A 14,012-nucleotide genomic window follows, 5' to 3' on the forward strand; every position below is an offset into this window, starting at 1 on the left:
GGCTCAGGATCACCGGCCGCTTCCCCGCACGACCGCCGTGCCGGTCATCGTGGCGCAGCACCGCCGGAACGGCTCCGAGCCATGAGCGGTCCCGGCCGAAAAGGACGTTCCGCAGACGCTCTGGCTGCGCATCGCTCTCCCCCGTCAACGCGGCGTTGTTCACCGAGGCCTGGTGGGCCTCCACGAGACGGCAGTCCGCCGACACCGCGTCCCCGGGGACGAGATCGCGTGCGGGCAACTCCTGCCGTTCCCCGCCGCGCAGCACCCGGCAGGTATGCGGGACCATCGCCTGGAGCGACTCGGCGGTGCGCTCGGCGGAGTACTCCTGGAAGAAGCCGATCGCCGCGTTCAGCAGCACCACGCAGGCGATCGCCAGGGCCAGCTGCAAGGTGCCCGTGTCCCGGGGATTCTGCAGTCCGTACGCCAGAAAGGTGATCGCGGAGGCGACGAGCAGCACTACCGCGAACAGGTCCGTTAACTGGCCGACGAGGTCCCGCCACCAGGCCCTGCGCCGGGGCCGGGGCAGTTCGTTGGCGCCGTACCGCTCCCGTCGCGCGGCCGCTTCCGGGGGCGTGAGGCCGCGTGGGGAAGTGTCCAGGGCCGAGTAGACGTCCCGAGTGGCCAGGGTCTGCACCCCAAGGCCGTCGGTCGTCATGATGCCGCCAGGCGTACGGCGTCGAGGCGACCGGGGGCGTGGCGGGCGGCCGTGGCCTCGTCGTGGGTCCGTCCTTTCGCGTCGCGATCCCGGCACCGGCGATCGCATGCGGTGCCCGAGGCGGCGCACAGGCAGCGGTGATCCCTCAAGAATCCGCGCCGCCCGCCCTCGCGGACGCGGGCGTAAGACCCCGAGGCAGAGCCGTTCGGTCCCCGCGGGTGCCTGTGCACTCGTCGGACGGAGGGTGGGCGAACCCGCGCGAACGGCTCGGTGAACCCGGCACGTTCGCCGCCTGGAACAGGGTGGACCCGAGCCGTGGACGGGTCGTCGCCGGTTGCCGCCCGGCGTGGACCGGATGCCGTCGACGGGGGGACCGACCGGCCCTAGCCGACGGAATGGGAGGGGGCGGAGTTTGACGGACGAGGGGTGTCGGCTGTCCGGCCCCCGCCAGGAGCAGAGAGGGGACCATCGTGCTCACGATCAGGCAGGCCACATCGGGGTTCCCCGTCCGCGTGTGGGAGTGCGGTGTTGTTCGGGGCGGGTGTGAGCCAGGGGGCGTGACGACTCCGCACGTCCGCTGCGCCGGTTCGACCGGTGGATGTACCGCGGCGGCCGCCCGGGCCGCCTGGCACGCGTGATGATTCGGCAGAAGGTGCTCGCCTCCTCGGCGGGGCTGACACCGCAGCGCCTGGTCACGATGAAGGTGCCCGGGCGTCGCACGGGCCGGCTCGTCTCTCTGCCTCTGGTGGTCGCCGACCACTATTTGGTGGCGATGCTCGGCAACGACGCGAACTGGGTGCGCAACGTCCGTGCGGCCGAGGACCATGTGGTGTTGCGGCATGCCCGTGCCCGGGCCGTGCGCCTGGTGGAGGTCGCGGTTGGTGACCGCGCGCCGGTCCTGCGGCGTTATCTCGCGCTCGCTCCCGGCGCCCGGGCACAACTGCGGGTGGACCGGCAGGGCCCCGCTGGAGGAGTTCGCCCGGATCGCCGAGCGGGTCCCCGTCTTCCGCATCCCGCCCGACCGACCGGAGCCGGGCACCGGGAGCGCATCATGACCACCGCGTCATCAGTCTGCACGTCCTGGGCCGCGCGCGATGCCCGGCTGTCACTGTCCGAGCGGGCGACCCCGCCGTCGAGGACGGCCGGGGGCACCCCTCCGCGACGGACAACGACGAGGTCGTGGTGGGCGTGGAAGAGCCGGGACCGGCCCCCGACGCCCTGTTGGAATTCGCGTTCGCCACCGCCGAGCCACGCGGAATGCGGGTCCGTGCCGCACGGGCCCTGCCGCTGTCCAGCCTGGTGCCTTATCCGCACACGATGGCCGCCGGGCGCCCCGACAGCCGCTACCAGGCGGAGGAACGGGCACAGCTGGCGGCCACGCTGGCACCCTGGCGCGACAAGTTCCCCGACGTCCCCGTCACCGAACAGGTCTCGACCGGTCCGGCCGCGGCCGTGTTGCTGTACGCCGCGGCGCGCAGAGGACTCGTGGTCGTGGGCCGCCGCCATAATCCGTCCCATCTGACCTGGAAACTCGGGCCGGTGGGCGCACACCGCGCTGCACCACGCACACTGCCCGGTCGCCGTCGTCCCGCACGACTGAGCCGCTCGGCGTCCGAGCAGCCCGGTCATGCGATAGTTGACCTGATCGCGGTCCTGGCGCCCGACGGCGCCCTGACGGCGTGGGAACACCGGGCGGGACGCTGAATCGCACTCATGCCCGCTGCAACAAGGGGCGCACCCAGAGCAGGTCGCCCGTGGCCCTGCACACCGCGGCACTCGAAACGCAAGGGCCGCTCCTCCCTCGTACCCGCGCCCCGGCCGGCGGAGCGTGGGTCAGTCGGCGTCCCCGTCGCCGCTCGACGCGGTCTTGGAGAAGCCGTCGTGCCACGCGGCCTTCGCCCCCGAATCGCCGATGCGGTACACGTCCACGGAGGCTCCCACGGCCAAGACGAGCGACAGGACTACGACCGCGATACGCACCGGAGCCGCGGACCGACGCGTGCCGCGCGAGGCGCCCGACCCCGGCGATGCCGAGCCGCGGGCTGCCCACCAGACGAAGACCGCCAGGACGAACAGGCCCCCGGCCCAGGGCAGGAGTCCATCGCCGAGCTCGGCGTGCCGACGCACCAGCGCGTCGTCGGCGACGTGTTCCTCGAGCCACTCCCCGGCCTGTGTGGCCAGCGGAACGCTCACGAGCGTGACCAGTGCCAGCAAGGGCAGCACGATGCCCATGCGCTGTGCCACGCTCGGCCAGACCGCGCAGACGGCGAGTGCCAGCGCGGTGAGGGGCACCAGCACGACGACGAAGTGCACGAGCAATACGTGCGCGGGCAGTCCGTTGATCAGGCTCATGAGAGTCCTCCAGCAGGCTGGTCGACCGATGTGTCCAAGGCGCGCGCCAGCCTGGCACAGCAACTTCTCAGCTTCTTCTGAGCGCCGGCCGTGACGGTGGCGGCGGGGCCAGCCGGCCCGGTTGGCAGGGACGGAGGGGACCTGCCGTGCCGCCGCGCGTTGTTCGAGCCTGAAGGTGCGGCGCGCAGTCACCCCCCTCGTGACGTTCACCCGTACCGGGTGCTGTCGGGGGCATCAGGGGAGGGGAAAGATTATGGCGTCCGTCACCTTCGACAAGGCAACGCGGTGCTTCGCGAAGATGGACCACCCGGCCGTCGACGCTCTGGACCTGGAGATCGCCGACGGCGAGTTCATGGTCCTCATGGTCCCTCCGGCTGCGGCAAGTCCACCACGCTGCGGATGCTCGCCGGGTTGGAGGACATCGGCTCGGGCACCATCCGCGTCGGCGACCGGAATGTGACCCATCTGCCACCCAAGGACCGCGACATCGCGATGGTGTTCCAGAACTATGCCCGCTACCCGCACATGACGACGGCGGAGAACATGGGTTTCGCCCTGAAGATCGCGAAGGTGCACAAGGACGACGTCCGGGGCCGGGTCGCCGAGGCAGCCGGCATCCTCGACCTCGGCGAGTATCTCGGGCGCAAGCCGAAGTCGCTGCCCGGCGGGCAGCGCCAGCGGGTCGCGATGAGGCGGGCCATCGTCCGCGAACCACAGGGTCCTCATGGACGAGCCGCTGTCCAACCTGGACGCCAAACTGCGGGTCCAGACCCGTACGCAGATCGCCTCGCTGCAGCGGCGGCTGGGCACCACCGCCGCGTACGTCACCCACGACCAGGTCGAGGCCCTGACCATGGGGGATCGTGTGGCGGTCCTCAAGGACGGCGTGCTGCAACAGGTGGGTACGCCCAACGAGGTGTTCCGGCACCCGCCAACGCCTTCGTCGGCGGCTTCATAGGATCCCCCGCGATGAACTTCTTCCGTCTCCCGCTCACCACCGACAAGATCGAACTGGGCAAGCTGTTCCTGCCGTTGCCGCGGCCGGCGCTGCGAGCCTCCCGCGCCTAGGGCGCCTCGGAGATCGCCCTGGACGTGCGGCCCGAGCAGTTCGAGATCCTGTCCCAGGAGGACAGGGAGACACCTGGGCTGGAGCTCGTGGTGGATGCCGTCAAGGACACCGGCGCCGTCACCTACCTCCACACGACCGCCAAGGTCGACAGGGAGGCCGCGCAGGTCGTCGTCCGGGCACCGGGACGGCAGGCGTTCGGCAAGGGCGAGGCGCTTCGGGTGACCACCCGCCCGGATGACGTCCACCTCTTCTCGGCGAAGACGCGGGACCGGCTCTCGGTCTACGAGACGTCCGTCTGATCAAAATGCCCGCCCCGACTTGGGCCGAACGACCCGCCTGCAGGGACCGGTCGGTCCGTGTTGCCCTACCGGTGCTGCGCCCACGCTGGGAGCGGCCCTCCCCCGCCTCGGGAGGAAAACGATGCCGATCAGTACGGACCCGGGCCGCAGCCGACACGAGCGACGGGAAATGGAATGATGACGTCTATCAGCCTCATGGACGCGATCCTCCCGGCCGAGCACCGGGAGCGGCTCATGGGCATCGCCCGCGAAGTCTCCTTCGACGTGAACACCCGCCTGTTCGAGGAGGGCGGGCGAGCCGACCGGTTCTGGAGCGTGCGGACGGGCGTCGTCGCCCTCGATCTGCATGTGCCCGGACGCCGCTCGCCCGTCATCGAATCCCTTGGGCACGGTGAACTGGTCGGCTGGTCCTGGCACTTCCCGCCCCACGTCTGGCAGTTCGGGGCCCAGGTCACACATCCGGTGCGGGCCTGGGAGTTCGACGCGGTCGACGTACGGCAGATGTGCGCCGCCGACCCGGAGTTCGGCCGGGCGGTCGCGGTCTGGGTCGGCCGGGTGGTCGCACACCGGCTGCACGCGGCCCGCATCCGGCTGCTCGACCTGTACGCCCCGTACGGCAACCGGTCATGAGCCGATGCCCAGGCCGACACCGATCAGGACGTCGGGACCGATAGCCCGGCGCCCACCCCCGGTCGGCCCTCGCGGCTTGCTCGGCCCGGTCGGCACGGTGGTGACGGGACCTGCCCGAGGCACGGTGGCCCCGAAGTGAAGGAGCTGATCGCCATGACGACCCTGGCAGGAGTCCCGGACCGTCCGGTCCGGGTCACCGCTGTGCTCGACGCATCGCTGTCGCGATGGCTGTGGCTCGTGAAGTGGATCCTGGTGATTCCGCACTACGTGGTGCTGTTCTTCCTCTGGGTCGGCTTCGCCGCGGTGAGCGTGATCGCGTTCTTCGCCATCCTGTTCACCGGGCGCTACCCACGCTCGCTGTTCGACTTCAATCTGGGTGTGCTGCGCTGGAGTTGGCGGGTCGCCTACTACTCGTACGGCGCCCTGGGCACCGACCGCTACCCGCCGTTCAGCCTGGGCGAGGAGCCGGGGTATCCGGCCCGGCTGGACATCGCCTACCCCGAGCGCCTGTCCCGCGGCCTGGTGCTGGTGAAGTGGTGGCTGCTGGCGATCCCGCACTACGTCGTCGTCGGCTTCTTCCTCGGCGGCTGGCACCTCGGCTGGTGGTCCGGCGGACTCGTCGCCGTGCTGACGGTCATCGCCGGCGTGATCCTGGCCGCCACCGAGAAGTACCCGAGGAACCTGTTCGACCTGATCCTGGGCCTGAACCGGTGGGTGCTGCGGGTCGCCGCCTACGTCGCACTGATGACGGACACGTATCCGCCGTTCCGGCTGGACATGGGCGGCTCGGAACCGGCCGGGCCGGACCACCCCCAGGAGCCGTGAGCACCGCCGCGGGCAGCGTGTCCTCAGGCCGTTCAGTCGTCCTGCCGATCCTCCGGCGCCTCGAACAGCGTGTGCGGTGCGTGCCGGGGCGTGGCGGGGCCCTCCGGACCGTACCCGAGGCGGATCAGCATCTGGGCGTGCCCGTCGCGGCCGGGTGTCGGGCTCAGTGCCTGGCGCAGGTCCGGCCACTCCAGCGGCTGGTGCAACAGGGATGTGCGCAGGCCCCGCACCGTGGCGGCCAGGAGGGCGTGTTCGAGCGCCTGGCCGGCCCGCAGCCAGTCCGTGCGGCGGTCGTGCTCGGTGGTCAGCAGGGCGATCATCGGGTCGGTCTCGAACGGCTGGGACGGCAGCCGGTCGGTGTGCCGTTGCGCGGTGAAGTCCCGCATGGGCAGCCGTTCGTAGGAGTCCTGCGGTCCGAGGACGGCCTGCGGAAGTCCGACGTCGGCGGGTTCGTCCCCGTCGCGGTGCACCCAGCGGCGGCTCTCGGCACCGCGGTCCGGGTCGGCCCGGTTGCGGCGTTCGGCCTCGGCGGTCACGCGGAGCAGGTGGTCCCTCTCATCGGCCGCCGGGAAGGTGAGAAGAGCCCCCTCCCGGCGCGCGGCCTCGGCGAGCTCCGCACGCAGCGGTGCGGGCAGCGGCTTCGCGGAGAAGGGCAGCCGGCTGCTGTGCCGGCGTCGGATCGCCTCGTAGAGGCCGTCTCGATGCCCTGTTGCCGCCCGGGACGGGGCGCCCGTCAGGCGGACGGTGGCGAGCAGACGCGGCTCGTCCGGAACGGGCAGCAGCCGGGTGACGGGGCACCAGCCGAAGTGGGCGACGGCGACACGGAGGTTGAACACGGATGCGCCCACCGACACGTGCAGGGCACGGCCCATGGGTCGGCGTGGCGCAGTCCACGCCCCGGGGCGGCACGGGCCTGGAGGGTGATGGTCTCGGAGTCCCGGCGGTAGCGCCACGGCTGCGTGTTGAAGATGGAGGGTGCCGCGACTGCGGCTGCGAGGCAGGCCTCCAAGGTCGAGGCGTCAAGGGTCGCGGAATGCATGGAATCCTCCTCGCAGGCCCGAGGTCGCAAGATGCCTTCCTTCGAGAGTGAGAGCCCGGGGTTTCCATGGCGAGGGACCGGTGGTCCCTCTTCGGGGTCCGCTCGGGCACACCCCGATCGTGCCGGCCGTGTGGGCCGTCTTCGTGCTGAGCGGCGTGCTGGTCGGCACGTAAAGGACGACCTGGTCCGGGCGAAGGTCCCCTGGACGGGGTCGGTGGGGCAGCGAGTGGGGCCGGGTGGAACCGGAGTGGCGACGCAGCATCACGCGAGGGCGAACGCATGAGGCCGCAACCGCACCAGGCCCCACCCGCCGGCCGGGCCGGCCGTCGCCCTCGGGACACCGGCACTTCCTATCGCGGGCCCCGCCTGCGCTCCGCCGTGATGCGGTGGCGGGACATGCGGGCGTACGTGGCGGCGAGGACGAGGAAGGCACCGAGGATCGCGGCAGGGGCCATGGCGACCGCCACCCCGCCCCACCCCTCCCCGGGCCCGGCGGCCATGAGAAGGGTCTCCGCGATCAGCGCGACCACCACGCCGCAGGCGACGAGGGCGGCGAACACATAATGCTCCGTGCGGCCCTGCGACCGGCCGTGCCGCGGCGCAGTGGGTTCCAGCGTCGCCCAGTGGCGGGCGACCTCCCGCGTCTCGGCCCTCTGTTGCGCTCCGGCATGCGCGCGCAGCACAGAGGTACCGGCGGCGCCCGCCACGGCCACTGCGCACGGCACCGGCCACATGACGCCCACCAGCAAGAGCAGCGCCACGGCGCCTGCCGTGCTCCAGCCCGTCAGACACGCGATAGCCGCCGTACGACGGGAGACGGGGCGGTCGTCTCGCGCTCGCAGGTCGGTGAGGGCGGGCAGGTACCAGGCGCAGCCGGACACGGTCACCAGTGCGACGCCCAGCCCCAGTACGCGGGTCATGCTTCAGCCCGCCGTGTCGAGTTCGGCGATCTCGGGGTGGTGCAGGTCGAACGCCGGGGACTCGGAGCGGATGCGGGGCAGGGCGCGGAAGTTGTGGCGCGGCGGCGGGCAGGAGGTGGCCCACTCCAGGGAGCGGCCGTAGCCCCACGGGTCTTCGACCTCGATCTTCTTTCCGTACTTGGCGGTCTTCCAGACGTTGTAGAGGAACGGCAGGAGTGACAGACCGAGGACGAACGAACCGATGGTGGACAGCGTGTTGAGGGCGGTGAAGCCGTCGGCGGCCAGGTAGTCGGCGTAGCGGCGCGGCATGCCCTCGACGCCGAGCCAGTGCTGTACCAGGAACGTGGTGTGGAAGCCGACCGTCAGCGTCCAGAAGGTGATCTTTCCGAGGCGCTCGTCGAGCATCTTGCCGGTCATCTTCGGCCACCAGAAGTGGAAGCCGGCGAACATCGCGTACACGACGGTGCCGAAAACCGTGTAGTGGAAGTGCGCCACGACGAAGTACGAGTCGGAGAGGTGGAAGTCCATCGGCGGGGACGCGAGGATCACGCCGGTCAGACCGCCGAAGACGAAGGTGATCAGGAAGCCTGTGGCCCACAGCATCGGCGTCTCGAAGGACAGCGACCCCTTCCACATCGTGCCGATCCAGTTGAAGAACTTCACACCGGTCGGGACCGCGATCAGGAACGTCATGAAGGAGAAGAACGGCAGCAGTACACCGCCGGTGACGTACATGTGGTGCGCCCACACCGTCACCGACAGACCGGCGATGGCGATCGTCGCGCCGACCAGGCCCATGTAGCCGAACATCGGCTTGCGGGAGAAGACCGGGACGACCTCGGAGACGATCCCGAAGAACGGCAGGGCCAGGACGTACACCTCGGGGTGGCCGAAGAACCAGAACAGGTGCTGCCAGAGCAAGGCGCCGCCGCTGGCCGCGTCGAAGACGTGCGAACCGAACTTGCGGTCCGCCTCCAGCGCGAACAGCGCCGCCGCCAGGACCGGGAAGATGATCAGGATCAGGACGCCGGTCAGCAGCACGTTCCACACGAAGATCGGCATCCGGAACATGGTCATGCCCGGAGCACGCATGCAGATGATCGTGGTGATGAAGTTGACCGCGCCGAGGATGCTGCCGAAACCGGAGAGCGCCACCCCCATGATCCACAGGTCGGCGCCGAGGCCCGGCGAATGCACGGCGTCCGACAGCGGCGCGTACAGGAACCAGCCGAAGTCGGCGGCTCCGCCCGGGGTGAGGAAGCCGAACGCGGCGATCGACGAACCGAACAGGAAGAACCAGTAGGCCAGCATGTTCAGCCGAGGGAAGGCCACGTCCGGCGCGCCGATCTGCAGCGGCATGATCCAGTTGGCGAACCCGGTGAACAGCGGCATCGCGAACATCAGCAGCATGATCGAGCCGTGCATGGTGAACGCCTGGTTGAACTGCTCGTTCGACATGATCTGCAGACCCGGCCGGGCGAGTTCGGCGCGCATCATCAGGGCCATGACGCCGCCGACGATGAAGAAGGCGAACGCGGAGACCAGGTACATCGTCCCGATCTTCTTGTGGTCGGTGGTCGTCAGCCACTCCACCCACGCCGGCCGGGCGGCCCGCCCTGCCGGCACTGCGGCCGTGGTGACCTCGGCTCCCGGCCGTACGCTCTCCACCTGATGCGTCTGTTCCTCGTCCACCGGACGGTGTCCTCCCCATCGCGCATGTGTCGTCGACGGGCCGGGAAGTGCCGAGGGTGCGGGAATCGGAGTCGGCCCTCCCCGGCCGTGCCTCATGATCTGCGGTGGGGCGTGGGGTGCGGATAGGGCCGAACAGTCCCTGCGGGGGCCCGTGTTCGGGGCCCAACGGTCCCTCGTCGCCCGCCCGGACGCCGTGGGCCGGACCGGTTCAGAGCAGTGTCCGCCAGTAGTCCCACCAGCGGGTGGCGACGAGCATGACGATGCTCAGGTACCAGGCGGTCGGCACCGCCCAGTGGAACTCCCGCACTGCGGCGACCAGAACGCGCGGGGCCCGGATGACGCCGTGCCGCAGATTGTGCACGGTGGTGTACCAGAACATCGCGATGGTGACCGCCCAGACTAGGCAGCACCACAGGCACAGCGCGCCGATCTCGTACAGCGCCTGCGTCATCAGCCACATGCAGAAGCCCGCGCCGAACACGGTGCCGGCGTTCAGTCCGAGCCAGAACCAGCGCCGGAACCGCGCCCCGGCCAGCACGGCGAGTCCGACGGCGGCGACGACCGGATAGGAGAGCAGGCCCAGCAGCGGGTTGGGGAACCCGAACACGCCGGCCTGGTGGCTGCGCATCACGTTCGAGCAGGACAACACCGGGCTGAGGTTGCAGGAGGGTGCGAAGTCCGGGTCCTGAAGGAGCTGGAACTTGTCGACGGTGATGACGAAGGAGGCGAGGATCCCGAGGGCGCCGGTGACGATCAGGAGCCAGGCGAAGACGCCGGAGGCGCCGATGCTGCCCTCCGGTGCGGGCTCCGGCCGTCGGCCGCCCTCGCGGGCTCGGGGGTCGAAGTCGTGCACGGTGGAGGAGGTGCTGCTGGTCATGGGAATGGTTCCGCCTCGATGGTGTCCGGATGGGCAACGGCCCATGCCGGGCGATGAGCAGGGGACGTCAAGCGATCGGCAGCCGCGACGGGGTGCGCGGCGTGCCGGATATCGCTTGCCGTACGGCTCCCTCCGGCCACAGCACCTCGACCGGAATGCCCCGGGCCCTGGCGTACGCCACCAAGTGGGCCGTGGCGTCACGGCCGTTGGACGGTGAGCCGTCCCAGACGGCCAGCAGGCGTCGGCACTTCGCGATGATCCGCTCGTCCGCGCCGACGCAGGCGTCGCGGACGGCCGCGTCGTACTCCAGGGGGCGCACCTGCCCGGCGAGGCAGAGCAGTTCACCGACGGCCTCCTGCTCGTCCGTCGGCGGCATGCTGGGCGACATCTCCGGCGCGGGCGTCACCACGACCAGTTCCCGACCCGCGGCGCGCACGGCCCGTCCCACGGCGACCGGCGCCCCGGCGACCGCTCGCACCACCACCGGCATCCGCCCGGGCATACGCTCCAGTACCGGCCCGAGTTCGACCTCCACCAGCTTCAGCGCCCCTGGGTTCAGGTCGGCCTGGCCCACCGCCGCGATCATCTCTCCGGTCACCTCCTCGTCGTACGGCGTTCTCGTACGGCCTCGCTCTCCCCGATGCCGTTCGATCAGTGAAGTCCGCGCGCCCGAGGAGCAACAAGGGCCGAACGGCCCCGGCGACCGCCGGTTGACGCCTGGCAATTTGATCAATCTGCCCGGCGCGGTCGCCCGGCACGGGCTCGCACCCCAGGGGCCGGCTGGAGGGACAACACCGCCCCCAGGGACGTCCGGCCCGGCCTCGGGGCCTGTCGGACGCCGATCACGGACCGGGCGGACCTGCACGACGGGGCGGTGCCGAGGAGAGGGTCGTGGTGCGCGGCGCCGGTCCCCCGCGGCGCCGCGCACCCGAAGGCCCGCCGGCTGCAGGGCCCCACCACCCGATGACGGAGGCACATCCATGACCCGCCACCACGACCGACCCGCGACCGCTGCCCCGACCGAGGCGCCGTCGGACACCGACGTCGCCGTGGACCGGCTGGTCACGAACGGGCTGAAGGCGCTGGCCGACTACGAGAGCCTGGACCAGGAGCGGGTCGACCACATCGTGAAGAAGGCCTCGGTCGCCGCCCTGGACCGGCACACCGCACTGGCGCGGCTGGCGGTGGACGAGACCGGACGGGGGGTGTTTGAGGACAAGGCGGCCAAGAACATGTTCGCCTGCGAGCACGTCACGCACAGCATGGACCGGATGAAGACGGTCGGTGTCATCGCCCGCGACGACATCGACGACATGGTCGAGATCGCCGAACCGGTCGGTGTGGTGGCCGCGATCACCCCGGTCACGAACCCGACCTCCACCACCGTCTTCAAGGCGCTGATGGCGCTCAAGACCCGCAACCCGGTGGTGTTCGCCTTCCATCCTTCCGCCCAGCGGTGCAGCGCCGAGGCCGCCCGGATCGTCCGGGACGCCGCCGTGGCCGCGGGCGCCCCCGAACACTGCGTCCAGTGGATCGAGGCCCCGTCGGTCGAGGCCACGAGCGCGCTGATGCGCCACCCGGGCGTCTCGCTCATCCTCGCCACCGGCGGCAACGGCATGGTCCGGGCCGCGTATTCGGCCGGCAAGCCTGCTCTCGGCGTCGGAGCCGGCAACGTTCCCGCGTACGTGCACAAGAGTGCGAAGCTGCGCCGCGCCGTCAACGACCTGGTGCTCTCCAAGTCGTTCGACAACGGCATGATCTGCGCCTCGGAGCAGGCCGTCATCCTCGACGACGAGATCTACGACGCCGCCCTCGCCGAATTCCGCACCCTGCACGCCTACTTGGCGACCGCCGAGGAGAAGGCGCGCCTGGAGACGTTCCTCTTCCCCGAACACCGGGCGGCGGGCAGCGGCTGTGAACCGAAGGTCAACTCCGCCGCCGTCGGGCGGAGTCCGGCGTGGATCGCCGAGCAGGCCGGCTTCACCGTGCCCGCCGACACGTCCGTCATCCTCGTCGAGGCCGAGCGGGTCGGCCCGGACGAGCCGCTGACCCGCGAGAAGCTCTGCCCCGTCCTCGCCGTGCTGCGTGCCCGCTCCGAGCAGCAGGGCTTCGACCTGGCCGCCGACATGGTCGCCTTCCACGGACAGGGCCACAGCGCCGTCGTCCACACCGAGGACCGGGAGCTCGCCGAGGCGTACGGCAGGCACATGAAGACGGTACGGATCATCGTCAACGCCCCGTCCTCGCAGGGCGCCATCGGCGGAATCTACAACGGTCTGCTGCCCTCGCTCACACTCGGCTGCGGCTCCTGGGGCAGCACCTCGGTGTCCAACAACGTCTCCGCCGTCCAGTTGCTGAACATCAAGCGGGTCTCCGCCCGCCGCAACAACCTCCAGTGGTTCAAGGTCCCGCCGAAGATCTACTTCGAGCCGCAGGCCATCCGCTATCTCTCCTCGATGCCGGACGTCCGGCGCGTCACGATCGTCACCGACACCACCATGACCCGCCTCGGCTTCGTCGACCGGGTGAGCCGCGTCCTGCAGCGCCGGCCCGAACCGGTCACCCTGCAGATCATCGACAACGTCCAGCCCGAACCGAGCATCGATTCCGTGCGCCACGGCGCCGACCTCATGCGGGACTTCGCCCCGGACACGATCATCGCGCTGGGCGGCGGCTCGCCCATAGACGCGGCGAAGGTGATGTGGCTGCTGTACGAGCACCCTGACGTCGACTTCGCGGACATGCGGCAGAAGTTCTCCGACATCCGCAAGCGCGCCTTCCGCTTCCCCGTGCTCGGCACCCGTGCCCGCCTGGTCTGCGTGCCCACCACCTCCGGCACCGGCGCCGAGGTCACACCCTTCGCGGTGATCTCGGACCCGGCGACGGGCAAGAAGTACCCGCTGGCCGACTACGCGCTCACCCCGAGCGTCGCGATCGTCGACCCGCTCCTCACCGCCGAACTGCCCTCCGCGCTGGCGGCCGACAGCGGCTTCGACGCCCTCACCCACGCCATCGAGGCGTACGTGTCGGTGTACGCCAACGACTTCACCGACGGTCTCGCCCTGCACGCGATCCGCCTGATCTTCGACAACATCGAGGCCTCGGTCGTCACCTGTGCCCCGGAGGCCCGGGAGAAGATGCACAACGCGGGCACCATCGCGGGCATGGCCTTCGGCAACGCCTTCCTCGGCATCGTCCACGCCATGTCGCACACCCTCGGCGCCACCTTCCGTATCGCGCACGGCCGCACCAACGCGGTCCTGCTGCCGCACGTCATCCGCTACAACGGCACCGTCCCCGCGAAGCTGACCGGCTGGCCCAAGTACGAGAACTACCGCGCTCCCGAACGCTTCCAGGACATCGCCCGCGCGCTCGGCCTGCCCGCCGCCACCCCCGCGGAGGGAGTCACGTCCCTCGCCTCGGCCGTGGAGCGGCTGCGCGACGCGGTGGGCATCGAGCCGTCGTTCCGCTCCCTCGGCGTCGACGAGAAGAGGTTCCTCGACGCCCTGCCCCAGCAGGCCCTCAACGCGTACGAGGACCAGTGCGCGCCGGCGAACCCGCGCATGCCGATGCTGGACGACATGCAGGATCTGATGCGCGCGGCCTACTACGGACGGGCCGAGGCCACCGACGCCTGACGACGGCGACGCGGCG

The 14,012-nt window shown here is 70.7% G+C and carries 10 protein-coding genes and 2 pseudogenes; 5 read left to right on the forward strand and 7 right to left on the reverse strand.

Annotated elements, in window-relative coordinates:
* Positions 1-109: 109 nt before the first annotated feature.
* Positions 110-763, reverse strand: a pseudogene (locus tag ACFUO4_RS30475) (cation-transporting P-type ATPase); the annotation flags it as partial.
* A 1,080-nt stretch (positions 764-1,843) separates the two neighbouring features.
* Between ACFUO4_RS30475 and ACFUO4_RS30480 the strand changes: the two are divergent.
* Positions 1,844-2,359, forward strand: coding sequence for a universal stress protein (locus ACFUO4_RS30480; RefSeq protein WP_383490908.1), 516 nt, complete (start codon positions 1,844-1,846; stop codon positions 2,357-2,359).
* A 129-nt stretch (positions 2,360-2,488) separates the two neighbouring features.
* Here the strand turns inward: ACFUO4_RS30480 and ACFUO4_RS30485 are convergent, their stop codons facing one another.
* The gene (locus tag ACFUO4_RS30485) at positions 2,489-3,007 is read right to left on the reverse strand and encodes a DUF2231 domain-containing protein (RefSeq protein WP_079310330.1); all 519 of its coding nucleotides are present in this window, start codon (positions 3,005-3,007) and stop codon (positions 2,489-2,491) included.
* Positions 3,008-3,260: 253 nt separating this feature from the next.
* Here ACFUO4_RS30485 and ACFUO4_RS30490 point away from each other — a divergent pair.
* The 3 genes and pseudogenes from ACFUO4_RS30490 (at position 3,261) to ACFUO4_RS30500 (ending at position 5,830) form a co-directional block, all read left to right on the forward strand.
* Positions 3,261-4,375, forward strand: a pseudogene (locus ACFUO4_RS30490) (ABC transporter ATP-binding protein).
* 177 nt (positions 4,376-4,552) lie between these two features.
* Positions 4,553-5,005, forward strand: a complete 453-nt coding sequence (locus ACFUO4_RS30495) for a Crp/Fnr family transcriptional regulator (RefSeq protein WP_079310354.1) — start codon at positions 4,553-4,555, stop codon at positions 5,003-5,005.
* Positions 5,006-5,158: 153 nt separating this feature from the next.
* Positions 5,159-5,830, forward strand: a complete 672-nt coding sequence (locus ACFUO4_RS30500; RefSeq protein ID WP_383490910.1) for a DUF4389 domain-containing protein — start codon at positions 5,159-5,161, stop codon at positions 5,828-5,830.
* Positions 5,831-5,862: 32 nt separating this feature from the next.
* Here the strand turns inward: ACFUO4_RS30500 and ACFUO4_RS30505 are convergent, their stop codons facing one another.
* From ACFUO4_RS30505 to ACFUO4_RS30525, 5 genes are all read right to left on the reverse strand, one after another.
* The gene (locus ACFUO4_RS30505) at positions 5,863-6,666 is read right to left on the reverse strand and encodes an Acg family FMN-binding oxidoreductase (RefSeq protein ID WP_383490912.1); all 804 of its coding nucleotides are present in this window, start codon (positions 6,664-6,666) and stop codon (positions 5,863-5,865) included.
* A 553-nt stretch (positions 6,667-7,219) separates the two neighbouring features.
* Entirely contained in the window at positions 7,220-7,789 is a 570-nt protein-coding gene (locus ACFUO4_RS30510; protein ID WP_383490914.1) for a hypothetical protein, read from the reverse strand.
* Positions 7,790-7,792: 3 nt separating this feature from the next.
* Positions 7,793-9,481, reverse strand: coding sequence for a cytochrome c oxidase subunit I (ctaD, locus tag ACFUO4_RS30515; RefSeq protein ID WP_383490916.1), 1,689 nt, complete (start codon positions 9,479-9,481; stop codon positions 7,793-7,795).
* A 208-nt stretch (positions 9,482-9,689) separates the two neighbouring features.
* Complete coding sequence (locus ACFUO4_RS30520; protein WP_079310332.1) at positions 9,690-10,358, reverse strand: vitamin K epoxide reductase family protein; 669 nt, start codon at positions 10,356-10,358, stop codon at positions 9,690-9,692.
* A gap of 67 nt (positions 10,359-10,425) precedes the next feature.
* Positions 10,426-10,944, reverse strand: coding sequence for a hypothetical protein (locus ACFUO4_RS30525; protein ID WP_079310333.1), 519 nt, complete (start codon positions 10,942-10,944; stop codon positions 10,426-10,428).
* Positions 10,945-11,338: 394 nt separating this feature from the next.
* Here ACFUO4_RS30525 and adhE point away from each other — a divergent pair, with 394 nt between their 5' ends.
* Positions 11,339-13,996, forward strand: coding sequence for a bifunctional acetaldehyde-CoA/alcohol dehydrogenase (gene adhE / locus ACFUO4_RS30530; protein WP_079310334.1), 2,658 nt, complete (start codon positions 11,339-11,341; stop codon positions 13,994-13,996).
* Positions 13,997-14,012 lie beyond the last annotated feature (16 nt).

This window comes from Streptomyces sp. NPDC057280 (genome assembly GCF_042668605.1).
In the GTDB taxonomy this organism is placed as follows: domain Bacteria; phylum Actinomycetota; class Actinomycetes; order Streptomycetales; family Streptomycetaceae; genus Streptomyces.

Excerpts from the sequence above, each read along its gene's own strand:
- ACFUO4_RS30520 (WP_079310332.1), bottom strand. The coding sequence starts at position 10,358 with ATGACCAGCAGCACCTCCTCCACCGTGCACGACTTCGACCCCCGAGCC.
- ACFUO4_RS30500 (WP_383490910.1), top strand. The coding sequence starts at position 5,159 with ATGACGACCCTGGCAGGAGTCCCGGACCGTCCGGTCCGGGTCACCGCT.
- ACFUO4_RS30510 (WP_383490914.1), bottom strand. The coding sequence starts at position 7,789 with ATGACCCGCGTACTGGGGCTGGGCGTCGCACTGGTGACCGTGTCCGGC.
- adhE (WP_079310334.1), top strand. The coding sequence starts at position 11,339 with ATGACCCGCCACCACGACCGACCCGCGACCGCTGCCCCGACCGAGGCG.
- ACFUO4_RS30525 (WP_079310333.1), bottom strand. The coding sequence starts at position 10,944 with ATGATCGCGGCGGTGGGCCAGGCCGACCTGAACCCAGGGGCGCTGAAG.
- ACFUO4_RS30495 (WP_079310354.1), top strand. The coding sequence starts at position 4,553 with ATGACGTCTATCAGCCTCATGGACGCGATCCTCCCGGCCGAGCACCGG.
- ACFUO4_RS30485 (WP_079310330.1), bottom strand. The coding sequence starts at position 3,007 with ATGAGCCTGATCAACGGACTGCCCGCGCACGTATTGCTCGTGCACTTC.